This window comes from Breoghania sp. JC706 (assembly GCF_037026715.1).
Classification (GTDB): Bacteria; Pseudomonadota; Alphaproteobacteria; order Rhizobiales; family Stappiaceae; genus Breoghania.
Window position 1 is genome coordinate 1 of the sequence record NZ_JBANCG010000004.1, and the last position, 23142, is coordinate 23142.

A 23142-nucleotide genomic window follows, 5' to 3' on the forward strand; every position below is an offset into this window, starting at 1 on the left:
GAATAGAGCGATCTGATCCGGATTTTTCTTGCGCACGCGGCGGGATTGGTCCGAAAATCGGACGATGTTCTCGTATTGCCGGTCGGTGAACTGGAAGATGAAGACATCGCCGCGCTCCGGCAAGTTAGACTCGATCCTGCGAGCGTAAGTGTCGAACTGTTCCTGCCCGTTGGCAAGGCGCAAATAGTTCGACAACTGGCTCATCTCGAAGCCCTGATCGAGCAGGAACTGGCGGAACTTCGTTGCCGCCGCGCGTTGCTTCTTCGTCTCCACCGGCAGATCGAAGGTCACCAGCATCCACATGAGCCTGTAGGCGGACAGGTGCGTCGGCTCTGTCCGCTCCCCTCTTTGTTGCGTGTAGCGTGTGGTCATGTCGTCTCCGCCGCACTTTTGCCGAGACCTGCCAGCACCAGAGGTGGCGGCGGCACGGGCAGGTCCGGCTTGCCGCCTTCTCCCAGGCACATCGCCGCAAACTGTTGCGCAAGCCGGGTCGCATGGAGATGGAGCGGGCTCGTTCCCTGCGGGCTTTCCAGATCGAGGGTCGTCAGCCTTACCAGTTCCGTCTTGGCGTCCGTATCGACGCTCTCCGTCCCTGCCTCGCGCAGATTTACGACCAGACGGTCCACCAGCGGGCGATAGGGTTCCATCAGGTCGTCGGCGAGCGCGAAGGCGTTGCCGCGATTGGCATGATGCAGGCCAATCGCGGGGTGAAGTCCAGCCGCACAGATTGCCCGGCAGATGGTCGCGCGCAGGACCGTGTAGCCGTAATTGAGAAGCGCGTTGGCGCCCTCGGCCGATCTGTCACGGCGGAAGTCCGCCCCCATGAGCAAGGGCCAGTAGCGTCGTGCGGCCTGGGCTTCCACATTGTCCGGATCGCCGGAGCGAACCTTGCGCGCCAGGAGTTCGAACGCACCGGCCTCGCGTCCAAGCGAGGAGAGCACCGCCGCCTGCATGCGGATCTTGGCGACGACGACATCGCGCCACAGCCGCTTTGCCATCGGCCGGGAGGCATCCGCCTGCGCGTTCAGACGCGCGCCCTGAAGGTGATGGCCTTCCATCGGCCAGACGCAGGCGACGGGCGCATGGTTCTGGGCGCAAAGCACAACGGGAACCGAACGTTCGGCAAGCCGGGTGAACACCGTGCTCGACCATGTCAGCCCATGCGCGTGGGCGATGACGGCACTGATATCGTCGAGCGCGATCTGGCCGATCTTCTCCCGATCCTGCGAGATCGTGAGAAAGCCGCGATGGACGGCGACATGAAGGCCGTCAGTAGAGAGATCGACCACGCGCTGCATGCGTCATTTATACTTCGGAATTCCTATAAATTCCGTAACGGCATTTATGATTAGCCGTCCGAATGTTCCCACCAGATGCCGGGATCGAAGACCTGTCCGATTTCGTCGATACGAACCGTGCGCGGCTTCAGCTTCTTCAGCGGGTTCGGCATCGGCCGGCGCGGCCTGTATTCTTTTTGCCGCTCGCGTTCTTCCAGATTGCCGCCCTCGTTGTGCGGATCGAGGTAGATTTGCTTGTTGCGCTGGTCGAATTTGCGCACCTTGGCGATGACCCGCTCGCCGCTGTCCGGATCCTGATAGGCGACCATGTCCCCCTTCATCAGCGACAGGATCTTGCGCGCGTTGTGGTGCCGTTGCCGGATCGGGGAGACATACCCCTCCTTGTGGGCATCGAACATGGAGACGACCTCGGCCTCCCACTTGCCGTCCGGCAGCTCCCAGACCTCGTAGCGATAGTTGCCGCCGGGCAGATAGCCCTTCTTATGCCGTCCGTTGCCATGGGTGATCCAGACGGGGTTGGCGACCTCCTGGATGCGCACGTGCCGGATTCCCTTGAACTTCGCATCGCCTTCGACGAAGGCCTGCACCGCCGCCTCAAAGGCCTTTCCCTCAAGCCCGCGCGTTGCCTCGAACAGCCTATCGCGCAGTTCCGAATGGCCGTGCTCGTTGGTGCGGATGGCATCGAGGTCGGCCGCTTTCTTCAGGTTGGAGATTGGAATGCGGCGGACCACCAGATCGTTGCCCTTCGCATCCTTCTCGCCGGTGAAGCCGTAGGCGGTATCGTTGTGCAGCTTTCCCGCCGTGCGCCCGTGGCCTGTGTCGTAACCCGCACGCGAAACCGTGCCGTGATCGGGCTTGTGGCTGACAACGATGGCCAGAACCCGCTCGCGCAGCTCATCGCGGAAGCCGAGCCAGGGCTCAGGCACCTTCTCCACCAGACGCTCCGCGCCGTCCGCCTCCGCGCGCCCCGCCTCGGTCGCCAGCTTCTGAATGAGCGAGCGGGACGTTACCGCGATCACAGCGGCATCGATGGCGTGATGGCGATGATCCTGCCGGTTCTTGGGCTTGGCGGTCTCCACCCGATTGTGGTCGGTGAGGATATCGTTGAGCGCCCAGTTGCGGCGCAGCATCTCCGTCATGCGGCCCGGCAGCGCGCGCACCCGACTGTGGCGGCGGTAGACGCCGTCGATGCCCGGTTCCTCCGCATCATAGAGCGCGGCGAGATAGGTCAGCGCGAGGCGCGAGACGTATTGCATGTCAGTGACCTGGCGGGCGAGAAACTCCGCCTCGTCGCCGAAACGCTGCATCGCATCCTCGGCGAAGCGCCAACGTTTGTTCTTCGACAGCACCGCCGCACGCGCGAGGATCTCCGGATAACGCGCCTGCCATTGAGGCACCTCGGACGGCGCCTTGTCGCCCTTCTGCCTGTTACACGCGGTGCAGCACAGAAGCCTGTTGCCCTGGCTGTCATCGAGCGTCCTGGAATAGGGCAGGATGTGATCTACATCCGTCTCGCCCGAAAACAGCATGCCGGCGCCGATCGGCCTGCCGCAATAGATGCAGACGCGGTTGAGCGGCTGGTCGGGATTGAGTTCGCTCCACAACTTCAGAATCAGGCGGTTGTAGCCGTTGTCGCGCTGACGGAACGTCTCCTGCAGTTCGCGGGAGCGCTCCATGGCATCCTTGGTGTTCTGCCCGATCCTCTTGTTGATCTCGTCTCGCTGCTCCTTGTTCAGCTTCAGATCGCGCCCGAGTTCGATGGCGATCCTGTCGGGCCGCCCGTGCTTCCGGATCAACGCGTTGACGACCCGGCGCAGCTGGTTGAGCGCGATGTGGACGGTCGGGTTGGTGATCCGGCCCATCACCTCGTCCCATTCCGGATCTTCCGGCGCCACCTCCCCGCCCGAACCCGGCGGAATGTGGCGCTCCAGCACCTCCTGATATTTGGGCAGGAGGTCGAGGCCCTTGCGGTCCGGGTCGGTCTCGGAGTTCGTCCGCCCATAGACGGCTTTGGCCGCTGCCGCTTCGGTGATCACGAAACCGCCCGCATCCACAGAATGCAGCATTTCATCCGTCAGCGCGGCGAGCGCACTCGGCCCCAGGCGGCCAAATCCGTCAGGCAGATGGACATCCATCACGGCCCGCGCATTGGCCTCCTCCAGCCCGAGATCGAAAACGAGCCAGTTGGAGAGCTTTTCCGGATCGGCTTCGGTGCGCAGCTTCTCGGTCACCGCCGCCTGCTCGGCGGGCGGCATCGCCTGCCAGCGATTGCCGAAGCATTCGGGCCGCGACAGGCGGAAGGCAACCACGTCGCCCTCCAGCCCCTTGCGGTTGTCGCTTTCCTTGTTGAAGCGGACCTCCGGCCCGAGCTTCAGGGTCTTGCGCATTTTCGAAAACGGCGCCATGCCCTGTTTGTTGAGAGACGTGCGCAACAGCAACAGCAGCGCGTCGCGCTCATCCGGCGTCAGCTTGCGGTGCTGCTGGTCGTCGCCGAAATACTCCAGTTCGTTGACCTCCTTCACCAGCCGGAAGGTCTGGAACAGCGGATGAGATCGCGCCAGCCGCGTCTCGGCCGGATTGTAGGCGCACTTGCCGGGCTTCACAGGTCGCAGCGGACGCTGGAAGAAGATCGTTTCCTTCAGTTCCGCGATCAGATCCTCGCCCAGAATACCGGCATGAAAGCGCTTCTGGCTCTGGACGATCCGGTCGAACTCACGCTCCAGCACGGCACGGGACGGGTAGAACGTATAGGCCTTGCCATCGGCCGTCATGCGCGCGCGCACCGAAAGCCCCGCCTGGCGGCGGTGATGCAGCCATTCGCCGAAGGTGCGGGCCTTGTCTTCCATCATCTGTATCTCAAGCCGGCCGACGGCTTCGGCGATCTTGCCCGTCTCGGTGTCGTTGCTGTCGGCCTTGCGGTTCGACTTGAAGCCGCGTCGCTGGTTGAGATGGAAGAGAACGCGGCCGAGTTCAAAGGGCTCAAGCGCATGATCGAGCGCCTTCGCACGAAGGGCGAAAACGGACGTGCCCAGATCGCCGCCCGGGCCGTCGGAGGTCTCGCGCAGCAACGCCTCGCGCGCTTCTGTCTCGGCGGGCATCAGGCCGTTTTCAGTCAGGAGATCGAGCAGCCGCGCACGGCGCTTGAGATATCGATCGCGCCGCCGCCGCATGCCGCGCGCCTCTCTGCGCGCGACGGCGAGCGAGGCCTTGGACTGCGGATCGCGGCCCGCCATGTCCGATTGTGAGAAGATCCGCACGCCGATATCGAGAATGCGGCCGGATTCGCTGCTTCCGGGCTCGCCAGCCGTCTCGTTCAGGCACCAGCCGAGCGAATGGGTTCCAAGATCGATGCCGAGTGTGACGAGCTTGTCCGTCATTGCTTCCCCCCTACGGAATTACCGCAAGGTTAGGATTGACGAAATCATCACCTCAGGCAATGATCTCGGCGTTCAGAAAACGCAGTCCAGCCGTTAACAAGCTGAGATATGCACCAGATAAGGCCAGCGCTCCGGCGCTGGCTTTTTTTTGTCTGTACTCGGCCGAAACAGGGCCAATTTTCGATACCACCGCTTCCCGAATCCAATGTCCCGCCAAATGACGAATGCAATGGCGCGAGCGCATGATCGCCGGGGCGAATTAGGCTTGTTCAACCAGACACTTGCTCGTCGATCCCGGTCTCAAGGTTGCCCCGGCACAGACACGGAAGGCCGGACCATGCCCGACTGCCCCTCCTATGGCGAGATCCATGGGGATTGCGATCGGATCGGAAGTAAAGGCTGAAGGCGCCGAACGGCGGAAGAGGGGAAAGCAACAACTTGCAGTTGCCAGGTCGCTCGGTTCGTGCCGGCAATGGCAACCCTCTTATCAGGGAAGTTGGATCGAGTCGCACGCGTCAACGGAACCCGTATATGGAGACTGTTCCTAGATCGCCTCGCGGTCGGCCGTCGTCATTGTGGAGGGGGATGGCGGTGCGAACCGGCGGATGATTGCGGAGAGCCCCTTCATTGTCATCGGCTTGGTTTCCACGGCGTTCATGCCGGCATCCAGACAGGCGGCGCGGTCCTCGTCCGAGGCATTTGCCGTCATTGCGACGATGGGAACTTCCGCCCCAGCGGAGCCGAGCAGCCTGATCGCCCGGGTGGCGCTGATGCCGTCCATTTCCGGCATCTGCACGTCCATCAGCACGAGATCGAAATCGCCCCTGCGCATCTCGTCGAGCGCCTGCAGGCCGCTCGTGGCGGAGCGCACCCTCTGGTTGAGCCTGGCGAGAAAGGCCTCCGCGATCTGCCGATTGACCGGATTGTCCTCCACCAGAAGGACGGACAGGGTGGGCAGATCGAACTCTGGCGCGCCGTCGTCAACCTCGACGGGCGGGGAAAGCTCTTCGCCGGACGCGATGCACACGGGAAAGGCGAAGCGGAAGACGCTCCCGCGACCGGGCGTGCTTTCGACATCGATCGTCCCTTCCAGACTTTCCAGAAGCTGCTTGCAGATCGCAAGGCCGAGGCCGGTACCGCCATAATGCCTGGAAATCGAGGCATCCAGCTGATTGAACGGCGTGAAAAGCTGTGCCCGCGCCGTTTTCGAGATGCCGATACCGGTATCGGTAACGGCGACAGAGAGCCAGCACGCTGCCTCGCGGGTCTCCTCGCAAACCCGCACGCCAACCTCCCCGTTCACGGTGAACTTTATGGCATTGGACACAAGGTTCAGGAGAATCTGCCCAACCCGCTTGGGATCGCCGACATAGGTGGTCGAGCCGGCATTGCCCAAATCGACGCTCAGCCGGTTGTTGCGTTCGATCGCCCGGCCCTGCATCAGATCGACAGTCGCGTCCACGACATCGCAGATACGGAAGGCGACAGCCTCGGGCGGCGCCAACCCTTGCTCGAATTTGGCAAAATCGAGAATTTCATTCAGCATTTCCAGAAGGGTCTGCCCCGACCGCGCGATGGTGCGGGCCTTGTCCCGTTCCTTTTCCGGCAATCGGCTTTGCGACAGAAGCTCCGCCATGCCGAGGATGGCGTTGAGCGGCGTGCGGATCTCGTGGCCGATCGTCGCCATGAAGACCGACTTCGCGCGATTGCCCGCTTCGGCCTGCTGATAGGCCGCCGTCATCTCCTGCGCCGCCTGCGAAAGCCGCAAACGACTGCGATGGATCAACCCCATCTGGCGCATGAGGTTCAGGATGAGGAATATCGTGCAGACGCCAAGCGCGATAATGAGCCCGAAGGCATAGGTCTGGATGGAGAAGATGTCGTTGCGCGCCTCCGCCCGGTCCGTCGCGAGCGCGGCATTCGCGCGCGTGAGCAAGGTGCCGGTGACCTCCTCCAGCCGTTGCAGCTTCTCCGTGATCGCCGTCAGCGCCGCCATATCGAGCGTTCCCCGTACGGCAAGCGCGTTGAAGACCGGCTCAACATCGAAAATGATGGCCTCGGCAGTGCTTGTCAGCTCGCGAATGAGCGGGGTCTTGGTGAGGCTGGTGTTGAGATCGGCCTCCCCCAGATGCGCCAGCCGGGAATAGAGGATGTCGTATTTGAGGGCCACCTCCGCCGGATCGGGCGAGCGCAGTGCGCCGCCCCCCCCGATCGCATGTGCGGCGCGGGCCAGGACCACCAGATGTGACAGTTCGCGTGCCTCGCGATCGAACTGATGAAACGCCCACATCGCATCCTCGCGGATGCCATCCTGCAGCTGGCTCTCGCGCTTGAAGATGATCATGAACATGACGGCGGCGGCCAGAAGCAGGATCACCGAGAGGGCCAGAAGGTAGTAGGTCGCGCGCCCCGCGCGCTCGACTGCGAGCTGACTGTCCTTCAGTTCGCTTTTCAACGCATGACCTCGATTTCCTTTATCTGCCAGACCGAACGCACGAAGTACTTTTCGTTGTAGAGTTCCGGATTCTTGTCGAAGGGATAGATCAGGAAGATGGGCCCCTTCTCCCGCACGCTCATATGCTTTCCGTCCTTCTTGAGCGCCAGGATAGTGTCGAAGTCCCGCGCATCGGAGAGCGGAACCTCGGCGCTGTAGTCGTTGAGCGCACGAATGACGAGCTTCTCGCCCTGTGCGCCGACATGGTCGAGAACGGCGCGCAAGAGCGGGCCTTCAAACGCAACGGTGCCATTGGTCCAGGGGGTCTCGACCCGAGCCGTCCGGCCGGGCAGCGCCTCCAGCATTGCCAGATCGAAATGGGCGGCGTCTCCGCGGTTGGTCCGCTCGATGTTTCCGCGCACCACGAGCAGCGTCTTGCCGGTCGGCTCCGGCAGCGGCCCGGCCCGGACATCCGCCACGGCAAGCGGAGCGATTGCAATCAGGGCCAACAGCGTGGCGAGCAGCGTTTTCATGTCGATCTCCATCATGGTTTCAACTGGCATCCCCGTCTTCGCGAGCCGGCTCGTCGCCGTCATGCTCGTTCGCCTGCTCGCGAAAATGGACCGTCGCCTCGACCGCATTGCCCGTGCCCACAAAGGCGAGTTCGTCGAAGCACATCTGGCAGACCAGACGAATTCCCCGGCCGTTGGGGCGCTCGATCTGGGGCTCGCTGTTCATGAATTCTTGGAAATCGAAGCCGGGACCGTCGTCGCTGACCTTCAGGTGAGCACTGCCGGGGCCCAATGAGAAATAGACGCGGGCGACACGATCCCGGTAGCGGTCGAGCCCGAGCCGGCGCGAGATCTCCTCGTGAAAATGCCCGGTCTCCAGAAGACTGGTCTTTTCCTCGAAAGTGATCCCGAGATTTCCGTGCTCGATCGCATTCGACAACAGCTCCCAGATGCCCAGGCGAACCTTCTCCGGTTCGGGCGTGTTGCTGGCCAACAGCGTGGCGAGGTTTTCCGCCTCCTCCAGCGTGCGGATCTCGAAAAGGCCGGACAGGAGCGCGCCGAATTCGCTGCGGCCGCGCGTGAGCGAGCCGGCCGACGGGGAGACCGGGGAGGTCAGGGGGCGGAGCAGTCTTTGGAGCGCGCGGGAGTTCTGCGGCGGCTCCGCTACAAGGACCGCTCCGGCTTTGCGCGCATCCTTTCGCAGGGCCTTGTCTGCGTCCTCCATCAGGACGACCGGGCGCACGCCGGGACCGGGCTTCGCCAGAGGCCCGGTTCGCAACAGGTCGCGGATCCGGCCGCGCGGAAGGGTATCCTCGACCAGCACCACCTCAATGTGGTCACGGCAGGCGCGGGCGATCTGGTCGAGGTCATGCGGGCTCTCGATGAACCGGAAGCGGGCGCCGTGTTTCTGCAACACGGCGGCGGCGGACAGAATTCGCGCCGCATCGTCGGAGAGGATCGCGAGGAGGGCGGAGGGGTCAGGGGACGAGGCCCTGCCACGGGAGGGTGAGCGCGACGCCATAGGAGGAGCTGACCGTTTCATGCAAGCCCCTTCTCCGATTTGAGCACGACGATCGTCAGGTCATCCTCGGGCTTTTCCATCCCGGTTTTTCGCAGGTGCTTGAGAACCTGTTCCTTGCACAGGAGCGGTGAGGCGTCCGGTGGAAGGGACTGGAGGAAATCGCACAGCGACTGCGTGGTGAAGACCGCGTCCGGCGGCTCGGGCGTTTCAATCAGCGCGTCGCTGTAGAGGAACAAGGTGCTGCCGGGAGGAAAGGCGCAGGTCGCATTCTCGTAATGTGCTTCGCCGAGCAGGCCGATGGGATAACCGGCACTGCACAGCGGGCGGAACGCTCCGGCGGTTTCGGGCGCATTCAGAATGGGTGGAGGCGCACCGGCGGAGGCGTAGTCGAAGGTGCCACGAGCGAAATCTATGAAGGCACAGAAGACGGTTGCGAACTGACCAACGGGCAGAAGCTTGTAGAAAAACGTGTTCAGTCGTGACAACCATTCGGCCGGCGAGTTCGCCTGCAACGCGCCGCCGACGATGAAGGAGTGCAGCCGGAACGTATTCAGGGCCGAACCGACACCGTGGCCGGAGAAATCGGCGCTGTACAGGAGCAGGCGATCGTCGTCGATCGGCGTAAGCCCCCAGAGATCGCCGCCAAGGCCGATGGACGCCTCGTAATGACTGGCCATCGAGATGCGGTAGCGTGCGCTTATCCGGGCCACCACCTCCTCTTCGGGAAGAATGGATTCCTGCATCGTGCGCGCGAGCGCCAGTTCGTTTTCCATCCTGCGCTGGAAATCGGAAAGCCGGGCGATCAGGCGCCGCTTTTCCAGATGCGTGCGCACCCGGCCCAGCAATTCCTGGGGGTCGATCGGCTTGGAGATCAGGTCCGCCGCGCCGGCGCTGAAGACGGCGGAGCGCTCTTCGGACTTGTTGAGCGCCGTCTGGACCAGAATCGGCACGTTTTCCGTTTTCGGCGACGAATGCAGGCGGTAGCACAGCTCGAAACCGTCCATGCCCGGCATCATCAGGTCGGTGATGACGAGATCGGGATTCCAGTCGAGTGCGATATCGATCCCTTCGGCGCCATCGCACGCCTCGCGCAGGTTGATGTAACCGTAATTGCGCAGGTAGCCGGCGATGACGGCACGCACCGTCAACGTGTCGTCGACGATCAGGATGCGCGCGTTCTTCAACTCGAACCCGAGGTTGTCGCCGAACCGGCGCCCGATTTCCCCTTCGAATTCCTGCCGCCCGACACTCATGACGGCAACATCAGTCTTCGACGGTCAGGAGCCTGTCGAACTTGCCAAGTTCGATCAGCGCCTTCACGTGGCCACGCGGGGAGCGCAGGGTCAGCGACCAGCCGTGCTCCTTGCCAGTCTCCAGGGCCACCATGAACATGCCGAGGCCGGAGGAGTCGATGGACTGCAACTCGGCGAGGTCGATGACGCAGGCCTTCACGCGCGCAGCCGTTATCTGATTGAGAAGATGACGGAACTCACCATGGTCAGAAAATACCAGACGGCCCGACAACTTGATCAGGTAGGTCTGCTCCGTCTGGCTTGTCTCGACATTCATGGCTTGGTTTCCTTCAGAACAGCTCGATCGTGTCGTCGAGTTCGGACGCATCGCGGGAGTGGGCGGCGCTTTCGACCTGCATGGCGACGGTGTCCACCGAAAGCCTGAGGTGCTTGAGGAAACGGGCTCTCACGTCCCCCAGCGAAAACTCGCTGGCGACCGCTCGCGCCCATTCGCCGTCCAGTTCCTCTGTCTGTTCGGTCTGCGGTATCTCGCGTCTGGTGCGGCTTTCCAGATCCGCATTGCCGGCCGCCAGCGCATTGAGACCGATGCCGACATTCTGAAGAAGCTGCGTCGTGCGGTCCTGGAACTGCATGCTGACCACGGCGGCCGAGATGTCGTTGGTGATCTCCTGGGACGTGGAGGCGGTGTCCTCAAGGAATTGCGTCAACCGGGCGTTCTGGCTGACGAGACAGTCCATGATGGTCGTGAAGCGGTCATTGGTCTCCACGTTCTGTTCTGCCATGTCGAGGCTCGCGATGTCCTGCACTAGGGCGTAGGTCTTGTGCAGGTTGTCCGAAATCGCACCAAGCTGCTTCTTCAACGTGCCGGCCATATCGCCGACCCGCATGGCAAGGTCACGGACCTCCTGGGCAACGACCGCAAATCCCCGTCCGGCCTCGCCCGCCCGCGCCGCCTCGATCTTCGCATTCAGTGCCAGAAGATTGGTCTGGTAGTTGATCTTGTCGATCTGCTGAACGCTCTTGTCGACATCCTTCAGCTCCGCCATCACGTCGTCGAGCGTGTAGACCATCGACACGCTGCGCGAGGACAGATGGATGATCCGCTCGATCAGGTCCGCAAGCGTCGTCCCCAGTCCTTCGGCGAAATCGGTCAGCGGGATGACCTCGCCTTCGACGACAACAGAATTCGTCAGCTCCGCGATTTCCTGAACAGAACGCGCCTGTTCCCGCGTCTTGCTGGCGATGGAATGGAAGCGCCCCGTCAGATCCGAAACACTTCCCTCAACATCTGTCGATGCCGTGTCGAGTTCGGACACAAGCGCCTCAAGCGCCCGACGTTGAGTGCGCGAAAGGCCCAGCCACCTGTCCAGGAGATCGACCGCTGGCTCCTTGTTTAGGTCTTCGCGCATTGCTTCGAAAAACTCTCTGTAATCTGAATTTCCATCAACGGAAACGAGTGGTTATTACTGTTTTGAAATGGTTTAAATGAGGTTTATCTGGATAAAATATAATAGTACGTATTATTTCATGCGTATTTAATTATATCCGCGTCGCGCGTCTGCTCGGCGCTCCACATTCATCGATTATCTTCTGGGCGATGCGGTCAAGCGGGACCTGCTCCTGCACTGCTCCGCATTCCATGGCCGCGCGCGGCATGCCGTAGACGAGGCTGCTGGCGGCGTCCTGTCCAAGGGTCAGCAACCCCGCATTGCGCATCTCCAGAAGGCCACGGGCACCGTCCTTGCCCATGCCCGTCATGATGATGCCGATCGCATTGCCGTTGGCCGCTGTGGCGACCGAGCCGAACAGCACATCGACGGAGGGACAATGGCCCGATACGCGCTCCTCGCCTCCTACCTTGCACACATAGTCCGCGCCGCTTCGCAAAAGGCGCAAGTGCCGGTTTCCAGGAGCGATATAGGCGTGACCGGGCAGGACGCGCGCGCCGTCGCGAGCCTCCTCGACCGAGATCTCGCACAATCCGTCAAGGCGGTTGGCAAAGGTGGAGGTGAAGTGGACGGGCATGTGCTGGGTGACGAGAATGGCCGGACTGCTGGCCGGCAGTGCGCCGAGAACGGTGCGCAAAGCCTCCACGCCGCCGGTCGATGCGCCGATCGCAACGATCTTTTCCGTGGACACATACCTGCCCGCGGTCGCACGAGGAACAGCTTGCCGGTGGGCGTAGCGGACATTGGCGGAGGCCGCCGCCTTGACCTTGGTGCGGATCTCCTCACCCATTTCCGCAAGGCCCGCTTGCAGATCCAGGGTCGGCTTGGCGACGATATCCACCGCTCCCATTTCCAGCGCCTGCAACGTGGTGCCGGCCCCCTGCTGCGTGAGGGAAGACACCATGACCACCGGCATAGGGCGCAAAGTCATGATCTTGTGAAGGAATTCCAGACCATCCATGCGCGGCATCTCGATGTCGAGCGTGATCACGTCGGGAAGCAGCTGCTTGATCTTCTCGCGCGCGGCATAGGGATCTGAAGCACTGCCCACGACCTCGATGTCCGGGTCCTGCGACAGCAGGCTGGTCAGCAACTGCCGGATGAGCGCGGAGTCGTCGACAATAAGGACGCGGATTGGCGTGGGCGGCATCGGTGTTCTCACTCGAAGAGATCGACGTCGCCTTCGATCGGCTGCTGCAGCAGGGACTTGATGTAGTCCTGCTCGCTGCGGACGAGGCGCTGGTCCGTCGTGGGTTTCAGGAGCAGGCGCTTGACCTTGCCTGTGGCCGGGAAATAGTGGATCCGGCGGCCTCGCGGACCGCCGAGATCGTGCGTTTCGAGAGGCAGGCCCTCCGCCCTCAGATAGCCGAGGGCGAATTCGAGATTGTGCGTGCCGACCATGCTCGCACCGTTGTAGAGATTGGCCCCTCCGAAAAGCTTGATCTCCAGTTCGCAGCGCGCGCACCCGGTCTTCAGAACGTCGTTGATCAGCGCTTCCATGGCGAAATTGCCGTAGCGCATGGCCGAATTGGGTCCGCCCCATTTGCTGTCGTCGCCTTCCGGCAGCATGAAATGGTTCATCCCGCCATATCCGGTGCGCGGGTTACGCACGCAGGCAGCCACACAGGAACCGAGAATGGTGACGATCATCTCCTGCGCGGAGCTTGTCGTGTAGTAGGCGCCTGGCAGCACGCGAACCTGCTGCATGCCGTATTCCTGGCTGTAGGAACGCGAGACGGCGGGCATGCCGCCGGCTTTTGAATTGGCGCTGGAGGCAGCTAGCAGAGAGGCGGTCATGCGGGGCCCCTCTTGCGATAGATCGTGCGCCCCTTGAGCTCGAAAACGGTCTGACGATCGAGCAGGCTTTCCGAATGGCCGATATAGAGCCATCCGCCCGGGCGCAGCAGGTCCGCAAACCGCGCCACAAGCCGGGACTTGGTCGGCTGATCGAAATAGATCATCACGTTTCTGCAGAAGATGGCGTCGAAGGGCCCGCGCATTGGCCATTGGCCCAACAGGTTGAGCTGCTTGAACGTGATCATGCCCCGCAGTTCCGGGCTCGCGCCCAGGCTGGGCACGGAGCCCGGCGCGCGAGCGAAATGGCGCGTGGCCAGCGCGCGCGGGACCTGGACGAACCCTTCCTCGGGATAGACGCCGGCCGCTGCATGGGCGAGCACATTGGTGTCGAGATCGGTCGCGAGAATACGCGCGTCCCATCCTTTGAGATCGCGCAAGCTCTGGTGCACCGTCATGGCGATGGAATAGGGCTCCTCGCCGGTGGAGCAGCCGGCCGACCAGATGCGCAGACGACGTGCCCCGCCATGACGGGCATCCTCCACGATCTGCGGCAGAACAGTCCCCGCCAGGTGCTCGAAATGGTGAGGCTCGCGCATGAACCTGGTGAGGTTGGTGGTGATCGCGTTGATCAGCAACCCGAGTTCCGCATCCCCCCGCGGCCCCGCAACCAGTCCGCAGTAGTCAGCGAAGGTCCTGAGGTTCAACTCGCGCAGGCGCCTGCCAAGCCGCGAGTAGACCATGCTCTTCTTGTGCGCTTTGAGGACGATGCCGCTGTTGTCGTGGACGAGCTTGGCGAGCATTGCGAAATCCTCGTCCGTAAACGGGAATTCCGGCTGTTTCTGCAAGGAGACGGCGGACTGCAAATTCATGGCGGGAAGACCCTGGATTGGACCCCGGCCCGGGGCCGTGCTGCCGAAGCAGCAGCACGGCCGGCCGGCATGTTGGCGCACAAGGTGGCGGCACTTGCCGCCATCTGCGGCTCAGAAGTCCTTCCAGTCGTCGTCTTCCAGCGCGGATTGCAGGTTGGCCTGCATGGCCGCGACCCCGCCGCCTCCGCCCGCGGCCATCCGTTGCGGCATCGCGGCGGGTCGGGTGCGGGCGGGCGGGCGCTGCGGCGCGGCGGAGGGCAGCCGGGTGACCTGCTCGCTCGCCGCATTGACCTTTTCGGCCGCCGCTTCGTCGAGCTTGTAGACTGCCATGCGCTGATAGAGATGTTCGGCCTGTTCCTGCAGCATGCGGCAGGCGGCGGCGCTCTCTTCCACCAGAGCGGAATTCTGCTGGGTCATCTCGTCCATCTGACCGATGGCCTTGTTGATCTCCTCCACGCTGGTGGACTGTTCCTGGTTGGCTGCGGCGATCTCGGAAACGATATCGGTCACGCGCTTCACGGAATCGACGATCTCCGTCAACGACCTGCCGGCGTCATTCACCAGCGAGACACCGTCCTTCACCTGTCGCCCGCTTTCCACGATCAGGGCCTTGATATCGCGGGCGGCCTGCGAGGAACGCTGCGCGAGAGAACGGACCTCCGACGCCACCACGGCGAAGCCCTTGCCGGCGTCGCCGGCACGCGCCGCCTCCACGGCCGCGTTGAGGGCCAGCAGGTTGGTCTGGAAGGCGATCTCGTCGATCACGCCGATAATGTCGGAGATCTTCTGCGAGGACGACTCGATCTGCGACATCGCATCGACCGCACGGGTGACGACAGCGCCGCCGTCGGTCGCCACGCTGCGGGCATTTATGGCAAGCTGGTTGGCCTGCTGGGCGTTGTCGGCGTTCTGCTTGGTGGTGGCCGCGATCTCTTCCATTGAGGCGGCCGTCTCCTCCAGATTGGAGGCCTGCTGCTCGGTTCGCTGCGACAGATCGTTTGTGCCGGTCGTGATCTCTTCCGCTCCGTCGTTGACCGACCGCGAGGCGGCGATGATGAAGCCGACAAGGCCCGACATGGTGTCGAGCAGCCCGTTTATGCCCTCGCACATGTCGGCGACATCGCCGGTCATATCTGCGAGAGGAATGCGCTTGCGCAGATCATGCGACTTGGCCGCTTCAACGGCAGACTGACAACTTGCGACGGCGTGCTCCAGCATCTTCGACAGCCGCACTTCCTCGGTAATGTCGGTCGCGAACTTCACCACCTTGTAGGGCTTTCCCTCCGCATCGAGGATCGGGTTGTAGCTGGCCTGAATCCAGACCTCCTCGCCGGACTTGGAGATCCGCTTGTAGCGGCCTCGATCATAGATGCCCTGGCCGAGCTTTTCCCAGAACTGGCGGTATTCCGGCGACTGACGGTACGACGGCTCGACGAAAATGGAATGGTGCTTGCCCTTGAGCTCCTCGAGGCTGTAGCCGAGCGTGGCCAGAAAGTTCTGATTGGCGGTGATGACGGTGCCCTCGAGCGTGAACTCGATGACCGCCTGCGCCTTGTTGATCGCTTCCAGCTGGCCGCGGAAATTAGCGTTCTGGATGGTCTGTTCGGTAATGTCGGAGGCGTATTTCACCACCTTGCGCACCCTGCCCTCCGCATCGAGGATCGGGTTGTAGCTGGCTTCCAGCCAGACCTCGCGGCCATCCTTGGCGATGCGCTTGTACTGGCCGCGATCAAGCTCGCCGCGTCCCAGCTTCTCCCAGAACAGGCGGTATTGCGGGCTATCCTTCTCCCCGCGCGGCATGAGGATCGAGTGGTGCTTGCCGACGATCTCGTCGGCGCTGTAGCCCATGGCCTCCTCGAAATTCCGGTTGGCGGACAGGATGGTGCCGTCGGGCGTGAATTCGATGACTGCCAGAGCCTTGCCGATGGCTTCGATCTGGCCTCGATAATCCGTGTTGCGCTCCGTCTGCTCGGTGATGTCGGAGGCGTATTTCACCACCTTGAAGACATTGCCATCCTTGTCGAGGATCGGGTTGTAGCTGGCCTCCAGCCAGAGGTCGCGCCCGCCCTTGGCGATGCGCTTGTACTGGCCGCGATCGAATTCGCCGCGTCCGAGCTTTTGCCAGAACAGACGATAATCTTGACTATCGCGCTCGTCCTGCGGCACGAACATGGAATGGTGCCGCCCCCTGATCTCGTCGAGGCGGTAACCGGTGGCCTGCTCGAAATTCGCATTGGCGGTGAGGATCGTGCCATCCGGAGCGAATTCGACCACCGCCAGCGACTGGCTGATGGCGTTGATCTGGCCGCGGAAGTTCGCGTTCAATTCGTTGAGTTCGGTGACGTCCGCCCATTCAAGGGTGTTGCCGACATAGTTGCCGGCCGCATCGAAGATCCCGGTGATATTGAGCTGAAGCGTGAGCGGACCGACTTCGATCTCCGCCTTGTGCGGAAGATTTGCCGGATCGGAAAGCATGCGCCGCTGATGGCCGGGGTTCTTGTGGAACACGTCGATATTCGTCCCGACGATCCTCTCGGGATCGAAGTCCCTCAGGATTTCACGGAAGTGCTCCGCGTTCTCCCTCAGAAGCTCCATCGTGCGATCATTGACATAGGTGATCGTGAGATCCCGGTCGACCATCATGATCGCGGCAGAGACATTGTCGATCGCCTGACGCATGTGGCGATCGATCCCCTGCTCCGGGGTATCCGCTTTTGCGGCGGAGCTTAAGTTGAACCACGACATCTTCTATTTCCTTTCGACCTTCCGGATCGGGCTGGCAGGGCTGCTGTCCTCAGCGCCCGGCAAGGGTTCAAGCTCGCAAGAGCCGTCGCCAAGGGCTCGAAGGCGGCGGCACAGGATCGTTCTCGTCAGGCGGCGATCTCTCCGTTCATCGTCATCTGTTCGCGGCCGAAGAGCTTTTCGAGCGAGAGAACGATGACCATTCCGCTCTTGGTGGTGACGATGCCGGCCAGGTAGGAAGCGGAGGCCGCGTGCTCGGTATCGGGGACCGGGCGAATGTCCTGCCCGTCGACGGTCAGGATGTCGGAGACCGCGTCGACGAGCAGGCCGATCGTACGGTCCATGACGCTGGCGATGATGACGACGTGAAAGGCGGAGGCTTCCGTCATGCCCATGCCGAACCTGCACCGCAGATCGAAGATCGGCACGATGGTGCCGCGCAGGTTCATCACACCGCGATTGTAGGGAGGCTGATTGGGCAGGGTCGCCGTCGACGTCCAGCCCTTGATCTCGCGTACCGAAATGATGTCGATCGCGAATTCCTCGTTGTCGACGCGGAAACTGATGAACTGGCGCGGCGGACGCACAAGGTGCTCGGGTTTGCCAGAAGCCTGGCCCCCGTCTCCCTGGACTGCGGGCATGGACGTCTCTTCTGTGGCGGTCATGACAATCCTCCGTGTCGCTCAGGCCAGCGCAGCCATCGGCGCTTCGGGTTCGGGGTGTGATGGATGGGCATCGCCGGCACGCGCCAAAACCGGGGTCGGCGCCGACGTCGGAACCGGGACCTGCGGCATGCCAGCGGAGCGATCGGGCATCCGGCGCAGCTGTTCCACATCGAGGATCAGCGAGACGCGGCCATCGCCCAGAATGGTGGCGCCGGAGATGCCTGGAATCGGCTCGAAATTGTCGTGGAGGCTCTTGATCACCACCTGTTGCTGACCGATGAGCTCGTCGACCACGATCCCGATCTTGCTGTTGTTGGCGCTTTCCACCAGCACGACGAGCCCGTTCCAGGCTTCGGGAACGGCCTCGCGCACGCCGAAGATGCGGCTGAGGTGGATGAGGCGGATGTATTCGCCGCGAATGAACACGACCTCGCCGCCGCCGGTCAGCGCGCGGACATGGGCCTGTTCCGGCTTGAAGCTCTCCACGATACTCGTCAGCGGCAGGATGTATTTCTCCCGCCCCACCGCCACCAGCATGCCGTCGAGGACGGCGAGCGTCAGCGGGATGCTCAACGTGAAGCGCGTGCCCTTGCCCGCCTTGGAGCGCATGGATATGCGTCCGCCGAGATTGATGATGTTCCGGCGCACCACGTCCATGCCCACACCGCGGCCGGAGACATCGGAGACCGTTGCCGCCGTCGAGAAGCCGGGCGCGAAGATCAGATCGTCGATCTCGTCTTCGGAGAGCTTGGCTTCCGGGGAGACGATCCGCTTTTCCACCGCTTTTGCGAGGAGCTTTTCGCGGCTGATGCCTGCGCCGTCATCTGTGACTTCGATCAGGATATTGCCGCCGGCGTGGCTGGCCGCCAGGCGGATCGTTCCCAGTTCCGGCTTGCCGTTCGCCTTTCGCACGTCCGGCGGCTCGATACCGTGATCGACCGCATTGCGGATCATGTGGGTCAACGGATCGGCGAGTTCCTCGATGACCGTCTTGTCGACTTCGGTCTGCTCGCCCGCCGTCACGAGCCGCACCTTCTTGCCCAGTCGGGCGGAGATGTCGCGGACCATCCGCGGCATGCGCGCAAAGACCGATTTGACAGGTTGCATGCGTATCGCCATCACGCATTCCTGTAACTCGCGCGTCAGCGTGGCGATTTCGTCAAAGCCTTGCGTCGCCGCCAGCGGCGGCATGTCGCTCCCTTCCGAGGGCGGCTGCTGCACCAGCATCGATTGCGCAATGATCAGCTCGCCAACGACGTTGACGAGACGGTCGACGCGGGCAAGTTCCACCCGAATGGAGGTTACGCCCGCGCTCTTCTGGCTGGAGGCAGCCGGTCCGGCCTCGGCCTGCGCCGGCTCCGATGATGCCAAGGCCTGGGAAGCCGGGGCCTGGGGAACGGAGCCCCGGGGAACGGAGCCCTGCGGCGCCGGCCGGTCATCGGGCGGAGATGCGGCCTCATCGTCTGCGCCGATGCTCGGCGCGGGCGGCTCGGCCGCCGCATCCGCGTCGGCGGCCCCCGTCTCGCAACCCGGCTCCAGCGCGGCGATGACGAGATCGCAATCCTCGTCGACGAATTCGAAGACCTCGTGCAGTTCGGCAAGCGGGCTCGCGGTCTCGATCTCGATATTCCATGCGAGATAGGCGTCCTCGGGCTCAATCGTCGCAAGAGACGGCAGGCGGGCCGTGTCGCAGGTGAGCGTCACCGTGCCCAACCGCATGAGTTCCCGGATCAGCAGAAGCGGTTCGTTGGCGTGCCGAAACAGTTCGGGATGGGGCGCGAAGCGGATGGAATAGCGGGCAGACGCCTCAGCCGGCGCGGCGGCGGCGTCTGCCTGAACGGTGGCTGCATCGGCCGGGGACGTTTCCTTTCCGGCGCCCTCCACCTTCCCCACGAGGCCCGCCTCGGTGAGGAGCGCGCGCAGCTCCTCTTCCTCTGCCACGCCGAAATCGGCGGCGAGTTCGCGTTTCTCCTGTGCCGCCTCCACCAGGCTCGCCAGGACATCCGCCGCGCGCACGAGCGCAGAGGTGATCACCTCACCCTGATGCACCCGTCCATCGCGCAACGCGTCGAGCAGGGCCTCGTAGGTATGGGAAAAGGCGACGAGCCGCGTGAAATTGAAGGCTCCCGCGCCGGCCTTGATCGAGTGTACGGCGCGGAAAATAGCGTTCAGCTCTTCCGTATCGGCTGCACGCTCCTGCAGGTCGGTCAGATGCTCATCGAGCGCGGCCAGCAACTCCGCGCATTCCTCGAAGAAGGTCTGGCGAAATTGCGCGAATTCGTCGGTGTCGGGGCGATCGGAACTCAACGGTTCGCTCCTCCTGTCGTCAGCCCGCCGGGCAGACCTTGTTGACGACCTGCAACAGCTTGTCGGGTGCGAAGGGCTTGACGATCCAGCCCGTCGCACCGGCCGCCCGACCTTCCGCCTTCTTCTGGTCGCCGCCTTCGGTCGTCAGAATGAGGATCGGAATGGAACGATGGCTCGTCCCCGCCCGAACCCGCTTCACCAAAGTGACGCCATCCATGTTGGGCATGTTGATGTCGGTGATGATCAGATCGACGCGCGTGCCGTCGAGAAGCGAGAGGGCCTTGACGCCGTCCTCGGCCTCCACGACCTCGAAGCCCGCTCCGCTCAGCGTAAAACGCACCATGTCGCGCATCGTCTTGGAATCGTCGACGGTCAGGACCCGCTTGCCCATTTATTCCGCACTCCAGCACTGAAATTCTTCGACAAGCCCCAGATCGGCGAAGGCGGCGATGAGTGCCGGCGAGGGGGCCACGATGGTTACGGGACATCCCTCCGCGCTCAGCGTGCGGCCGGCGGACAGGAGAACCTGGATGCAGGCCGTGCCCACCCGGTCGACCCGACGCGCGTCGATGCAAACGGCGCGGTCGCCGCGGCTCTCGGCCATCAGCGCCGCCTTGAGCTCGCTTGCCGCCTCGATGTCGAGATTTTCTGGAAGGTCTATGGTCAACATCTATTCTTCGCGTGGAACTATCGTTAGAACTTTCGTTTAATCCATGCGCCAAAATTGACGCAGAGATAAATCGTATATTTATAACAATACTTAAGCCTCAAACTGATTAAATAACCTTTAATTCAGTGCATTTGCACGCATATATAGAAACTCATATGTAGAAATACAGATATAATTACTTCCATAAGGGATTCCACGACATCCCGCAGCGCGCAGTATCACTCCGCAGCGCGCCGAAGCGCGCCGTCATCGAGCAGCCTGATGGCGTCGTGGAGCGAGGTCAGCAGCTTTACCGCGCAGGCGCTCCGCATCTGGTCGTCCGCATCCTCCACCCGGCGGGCGAGGACCGCGATATCCTCCAGCCCGAACTGTCCGAACAGTCCCGCGCAGCGATGCGCCGCTTGGGCCATGGCAACAAGGTCCCGGTTCTCCGCCGCGGTTTCCAGAGCGAGAACATATTCGACGGTGTTGGCACGAAGCTTTTGCAAGAGGTCTTCGAACGTCTCCGCGCCGACCGCCCCCTTGAGCTCACGCAAGGTTGCGCCGTCGACACGGGACGCTTCCGGTTGAGGCTCCTCTGGCGGGAGACGCTCCGTGGAGGAAGATGCGATGTCGCAGGCGCGCGACGACGCGGCGACTTCCCCCGCCGCTGCGGCTTGCGGAACGAACGACTCCATCTCCGGACGCTCCGGACGCACGAGGGAAGCCGTCGCGATCTCATCGACTGCCGCCTCCAGGTCGGCCTGGCGCAGGGGTTTGACCAGATAGCGATCAAACCCGACCTGCATGGCACGCTCCCGGCTCTCGGTGTGGGCCTGCGCCGAAAGGGCGAAGATCGGGACGGCGTTCGCAGGCGCAGGCAGTCGGCGTATCATCATGGCCGCGGTGAACCCATCAAGGCGCGGCATCTGGATATCGAGGATCACCAGATCGAAGGGCATCGCACGAACGGCATCCAACGCCTCCTGCCCGTCGGCAACGGCATGGACCGTGTGACCGTTGCGCTCCAGCATCTTGACAACAACCACGCGGCTGGCGGGCGTGTCTTCGGCAACCAGAATGCGCAGAGCCCGCCGACCGACGTCCGACGCCCCCTCCAACGGCTCCATCGACCCTTGCGGTGACGGGATGTCCTCCTCCGCGGCATCGACCAGCGGAATGTCGACGCGAAACGTGGTCGTGTACCCGGCTCTCTCGCACAGGCCGATCGTCCCGCCCATCAGATCGGCAAGGCGCTTGCTGATCGCCAGCCCCATGCCCGATCCGGCCGCCCCCCTGGGGTTTTGGGATCGACCCTGCTCGAAGGCCTTGAACAGCCGCCGCACGTCGCTTTCCGGGATGCCAATGCCCGTGTCCCGGATTTCGAAATAGAGGCCGTTCTTGCCGTCCTGCGTGCGTCGCCCCGCCACCACTTCCACGCAGCCGGCCTCGGTGAACTTGACGGCGTTGGCCAGCAGATTGAGGACGATCTGGTGAAGGCGGTCGCGGTCGGCATGAATGATCTGCGGCAGGTCGCGGGCGAAGGTGTAACGCAGCTCGATCGGTTTTTCCGCGATCAGGACGCGCGCGATGTTCAGCAGGCGGGCGAGCATCGCCTCGAGATTGAAATCGCTGGGGCGCAGCTCCATCCGGCCGCTTTCCAGCCGCGAAATGTCCAGGATGTCGTTGACCAGAGCCAGAAGGTTCTGGGCAGCCTCGTCGATGCCATCGGAAAACAGACGCTGGTCGTCGCTCAGTTCGGTATCGCGCAGGAGCTGGCAAAACCCCATGACCGCATTCATCGGCGTACGGATCTCGTGGCTTATCATCGCCAGGAACTCGGATTTTGCACGGTTGGCGCGATGGGCCTCGCTTGCCAGTTCCTCGGTGCGGGCGGCCTGAGATTCCAGCGCTGCCGCCTGCTGTTCCAGGCGCATGTAGGCCTGCGAAAGCGCCTGCTCACGAGCCTTGGCATCGCTGATGTCGGTCAGCACGTTGACGACACCGCCGGTGCGCGTCGAATGGTTGGAAATCCGGACCCAGCGACCGTCCGCAAGGCTCTCCTCCACCACCGCGTAGGCCCTGCTGCGGCGCCGTTTCACACGGTGGTCGATGAAACACTCAAGATCGTCGATGGTACCGTAGGCACCGCCCCTTGCCGCCGTGCGGATGATGTCGCGAAAATCAGCGCCGGGCGTCAGTGCTTCTGCCGCCTGCGGGTAGAAGCCGCGAAAGGGGGCGTTGCACAGCACGAGCCGATCATTCTTGTCGAAGATCGAGAAGCCCTCCTGCGTGCTCTCGATGGCATCCAGCAGGGTCGTGCGGGCCTCGTGGGCCTCTTCCGCGAGCTGACCGATGGCCGCCGTCTGCCGCTCAAGCCGCTCGCGGATCGTCTCCAGCTCCGCCTCGCGCGAGCGCATGTGATGACGTCCGATCAGGAAGCCAAGGCAGAGACAGACGAGACCTGCGGCCAGGACTGAAGGCAGGGCACCACTCCGGCCGGCGACAGCCGCGAGGAAAAGGCCCAGACCCGCGGCAACCAGGCAGGCCGCGCCCACATAGGCGATCGCGCGGACGGACATCGTCCGTCCGGAGCCCTTCCGCCATCGACTGACAATCCCGCTCTTGATCGGAGGCATGAACAGTATGAAAGACCTGTTTTCAATCCAGTCCTGTCAACTTGAAGCGCAATTGTAAATAATGGACTATTACGCCATTTGTATTATCACTTATCTATGCAAATTAATTTTAATCTATTTCAAGAACGAAG

At 62.8% G+C, this 23142-nt stretch carries 18 protein-coding genes; all 18 read right to left on the reverse strand.

Features of this window, described 5'->3' with window-relative positions; all coding sequences use genetic code 11:
• Positions 1-372, reverse strand: a 372-nt coding sequence (gene cas2, locus V2L18_RS08565; protein ID WP_336177756.1) for a CRISPR-associated endonuclease Cas2, incomplete at its 3' end; no start/stop codon positions are given.
• Positions 369-1298, reverse strand: a complete 930-nt coding sequence (gene cas1, locus V2L18_RS08570; protein ID WP_336177758.1) for a type II CRISPR-associated endonuclease Cas1 — start codon at positions 1296-1298, stop codon at positions 369-371. The genes cas2 and cas1, both read right to left, overlap by 4 nt.
• A 50-nt stretch (positions 1299-1348) precedes the next feature.
• The gene (cas9, locus tag V2L18_RS08575; protein ID WP_336177759.1) at positions 1349-4675 is read right to left on the reverse strand and encodes a type II CRISPR RNA-guided endonuclease Cas9; all 3327 of its coding nucleotides are present in this window, start codon (positions 4673-4675) and stop codon (positions 1349-1351) included.
• Between the two features lie 544 nt (positions 4676-5219).
• Positions 5220-7130: an ATP-binding protein gene (locus V2L18_RS08580; RefSeq protein WP_336177760.1), complete on the reverse strand. Its 1911-nt coding sequence runs from the start codon at positions 7128-7130 to the stop codon at positions 5220-5222.
• Complete coding sequence (locus tag V2L18_RS08585) at positions 7127-7672, reverse strand: molybdopterin-dependent oxidoreductase (protein ID WP_336177762.1); 546 nt, start codon at positions 7670-7672, stop codon at positions 7127-7129. Before V2L18_RS08585 ends, V2L18_RS08580 begins: the two co-directional genes overlap by 4 nt.
• Positions 7662-8663: an ATP-binding protein gene (locus V2L18_RS08590; RefSeq protein WP_336177764.1), complete on the reverse strand. Its 1002-nt coding sequence runs from the start codon at positions 8661-8663 to the stop codon at positions 7662-7664. The genes V2L18_RS08585 and V2L18_RS08590 overlap by 11 nt, the downstream gene beginning before the upstream one ends.
• Entirely contained in the window at positions 8660-9895 is a 1236-nt protein-coding gene (locus V2L18_RS08595) for a fused response regulator/phosphatase (RefSeq protein WP_336177766.1), read from the reverse strand. The genes V2L18_RS08590 and V2L18_RS08595 overlap by 4 nt, the downstream gene beginning before the upstream one ends.
• 10 nt (positions 9896-9905) lie before the next feature.
• Positions 9906-10211 (reverse strand): STAS domain-containing protein, encoded by a 306-nt coding sequence (locus V2L18_RS08600; protein WP_336177767.1) that lies wholly within the window; start codon positions 10209-10211, stop codon positions 9906-9908.
• 13 nt (positions 10212-10224) lie between these two features.
• Positions 10225-11304 carry a methyl-accepting chemotaxis protein gene (locus tag V2L18_RS08605; protein WP_336177768.1) on the reverse strand — a complete coding sequence of 360 codons (1080 nt, stop codon included), beginning with the start codon at positions 11302-11304 and terminating at the stop codon, positions 10225-10227.
• 130 nt (positions 11305-11434) lie between these two features.
• Positions 11435-12493 (reverse strand): chemotaxis response regulator protein-glutamate methylesterase, encoded by a 1059-nt coding sequence (locus tag V2L18_RS08610; RefSeq protein WP_336177770.1) that lies wholly within the window; start codon positions 12491-12493, stop codon positions 11435-11437.
• An 8-nt stretch (positions 12494-12501) separates the two neighbouring features.
• Positions 12502-13140, reverse strand: a complete 639-nt coding sequence (locus tag V2L18_RS08615; RefSeq protein WP_336177772.1) for a chemoreceptor glutamine deamidase CheD — start codon at positions 13138-13140, stop codon at positions 12502-12504.
• On the reverse strand, positions 13137-14009 hold the full coding sequence (locus tag V2L18_RS08620; protein ID WP_336177774.1) for a protein-glutamate O-methyltransferase CheR: 873 nt from the start codon (positions 14007-14009) through the stop codon (positions 13137-13139). The genes V2L18_RS08615 and V2L18_RS08620 overlap by 4 nt, the downstream gene beginning before the upstream one ends.
• A gap of 111 nt (positions 14010-14120) precedes the next feature.
• On the reverse strand, positions 14121-16754 hold the full coding sequence (locus tag V2L18_RS08625; protein WP_336177775.1) for a PAS domain S-box protein: 2634 nt from the start codon (positions 16752-16754) through the stop codon (positions 14121-14123).
• A gap of 125 nt (positions 16755-16879) precedes the next feature.
• Positions 16880-17416 (reverse strand): chemotaxis protein CheW, encoded by a 537-nt coding sequence (locus V2L18_RS08630; protein WP_336177777.1) that lies wholly within the window; start codon positions 17414-17416, stop codon positions 16880-16882.
• A gap of 18 nt (positions 17417-17434) precedes the next feature.
• Complete coding sequence (locus V2L18_RS08635; protein WP_336177778.1) at positions 17435-19723, reverse strand: chemotaxis protein CheA; 2289 nt, start codon at positions 19721-19723, stop codon at positions 17435-17437.
• A gap of 19 nt (positions 19724-19742) precedes the next feature.
• Positions 19743-20114: a response regulator gene (locus tag V2L18_RS08640; RefSeq protein ID WP_336177779.1), complete on the reverse strand. Its 372-nt coding sequence runs from the start codon at positions 20112-20114 to the stop codon at positions 19743-19745.
• The gene (locus V2L18_RS08645) at positions 20115-20393 is read right to left on the reverse strand and encodes an STAS domain-containing protein (protein ID WP_336177781.1); all 279 of its coding nucleotides are present in this window, start codon (positions 20391-20393) and stop codon (positions 20115-20117) included.
• Positions 20394-20611: 218 nt separating this feature from the next.
• A complete protein-coding gene (locus tag V2L18_RS08650; RefSeq protein WP_336177782.1) occupies positions 20612-22954 on the reverse strand; it encodes an ATP-binding protein in 2343 nt (780 codons plus the stop codon).
• Positions 22955-23142 lie beyond the last annotated feature (188 nt).

Coding starts and splice junctions, on each gene's coding strand:
- V2L18_RS08645 (WP_336177781.1), bottom strand. CDS start 20,393: ATGTTGACCATAGACCTTCCAGAAAATCTCGACATCGAGGCGGCAAGC.
- V2L18_RS08605 (WP_336177768.1), bottom strand. CDS start 11,304: ATGCGCGAAGACCTAAACAAGGAGCCAGCGGTCGATCTCCTGGACAGG.
- V2L18_RS08610 (WP_336177770.1), bottom strand. CDS start 12,493: ATGCCGCCCACGCCAATCCGCGTCCTTATTGTCGACGACTCCGCGCTC.
- V2L18_RS08585 (WP_336177762.1), bottom strand. CDS start 7,672: ATGCCAGTTGAAACCATGATGGAGATCGACATGAAAACGCTGCTCGCC.
- V2L18_RS08640 (WP_336177779.1), bottom strand. CDS start 20,114: ATGGGCAAGCGGGTCCTGACCGTCGACGATTCCAAGACGATGCGCGAC.
- V2L18_RS08625 (WP_336177775.1), bottom strand. CDS start 16,754: ATGTCGTGGTTCAACTTAAGCTCCGCCGCAAAAGCGGATACCCCGGAG.
- V2L18_RS08590 (WP_336177764.1), bottom strand. CDS start 8,663: ATGAAACGGTCAGCTCCTCCTATGGCGTCGCGCTCACCCTCCCGTGGC.
- cas1 (WP_336177758.1), bottom strand. CDS start 1,298: ATGCAGCGCGTGGTCGATCTCTCTACTGACGGCCTTCATGTCGCCGTC.
- V2L18_RS08600 (WP_336177767.1), bottom strand. CDS start 10,211: ATGAATGTCGAGACAAGCCAGACGGAGCAGACCTACCTGATCAAGTTG.
- V2L18_RS08650 (WP_336177782.1), bottom strand. CDS start 22,954: ATGTCCGTCCGCGCGATCGCCTATGTGGGCGCGGCCTGCCTGGTTGCC.
- cas9 (WP_336177759.1), bottom strand. CDS start 4,675: ATGACGGACAAGCTCGTCACACTCGGCATCGATCTTGGAACCCATTCG.
- V2L18_RS08620 (WP_336177774.1), bottom strand. CDS start 14,009: ATGAATTTGCAGTCCGCCGTCTCCTTGCAGAAACAGCCGGAATTCCCG.
- V2L18_RS08595 (WP_336177766.1), bottom strand. CDS start 9,895: ATGAGTGTCGGGCGGCAGGAATTCGAAGGGGAAATCGGGCGCCGGTTC.
- V2L18_RS08615 (WP_336177772.1), bottom strand. CDS start 13,140: ATGACCGCCTCTCTGCTAGCTGCCTCCAGCGCCAATTCAAAAGCCGGC.
- V2L18_RS08630 (WP_336177777.1), bottom strand. CDS start 17,416: ATGACCGCCACAGAAGAGACGTCCATGCCCGCAGTCCAGGGAGACGGG.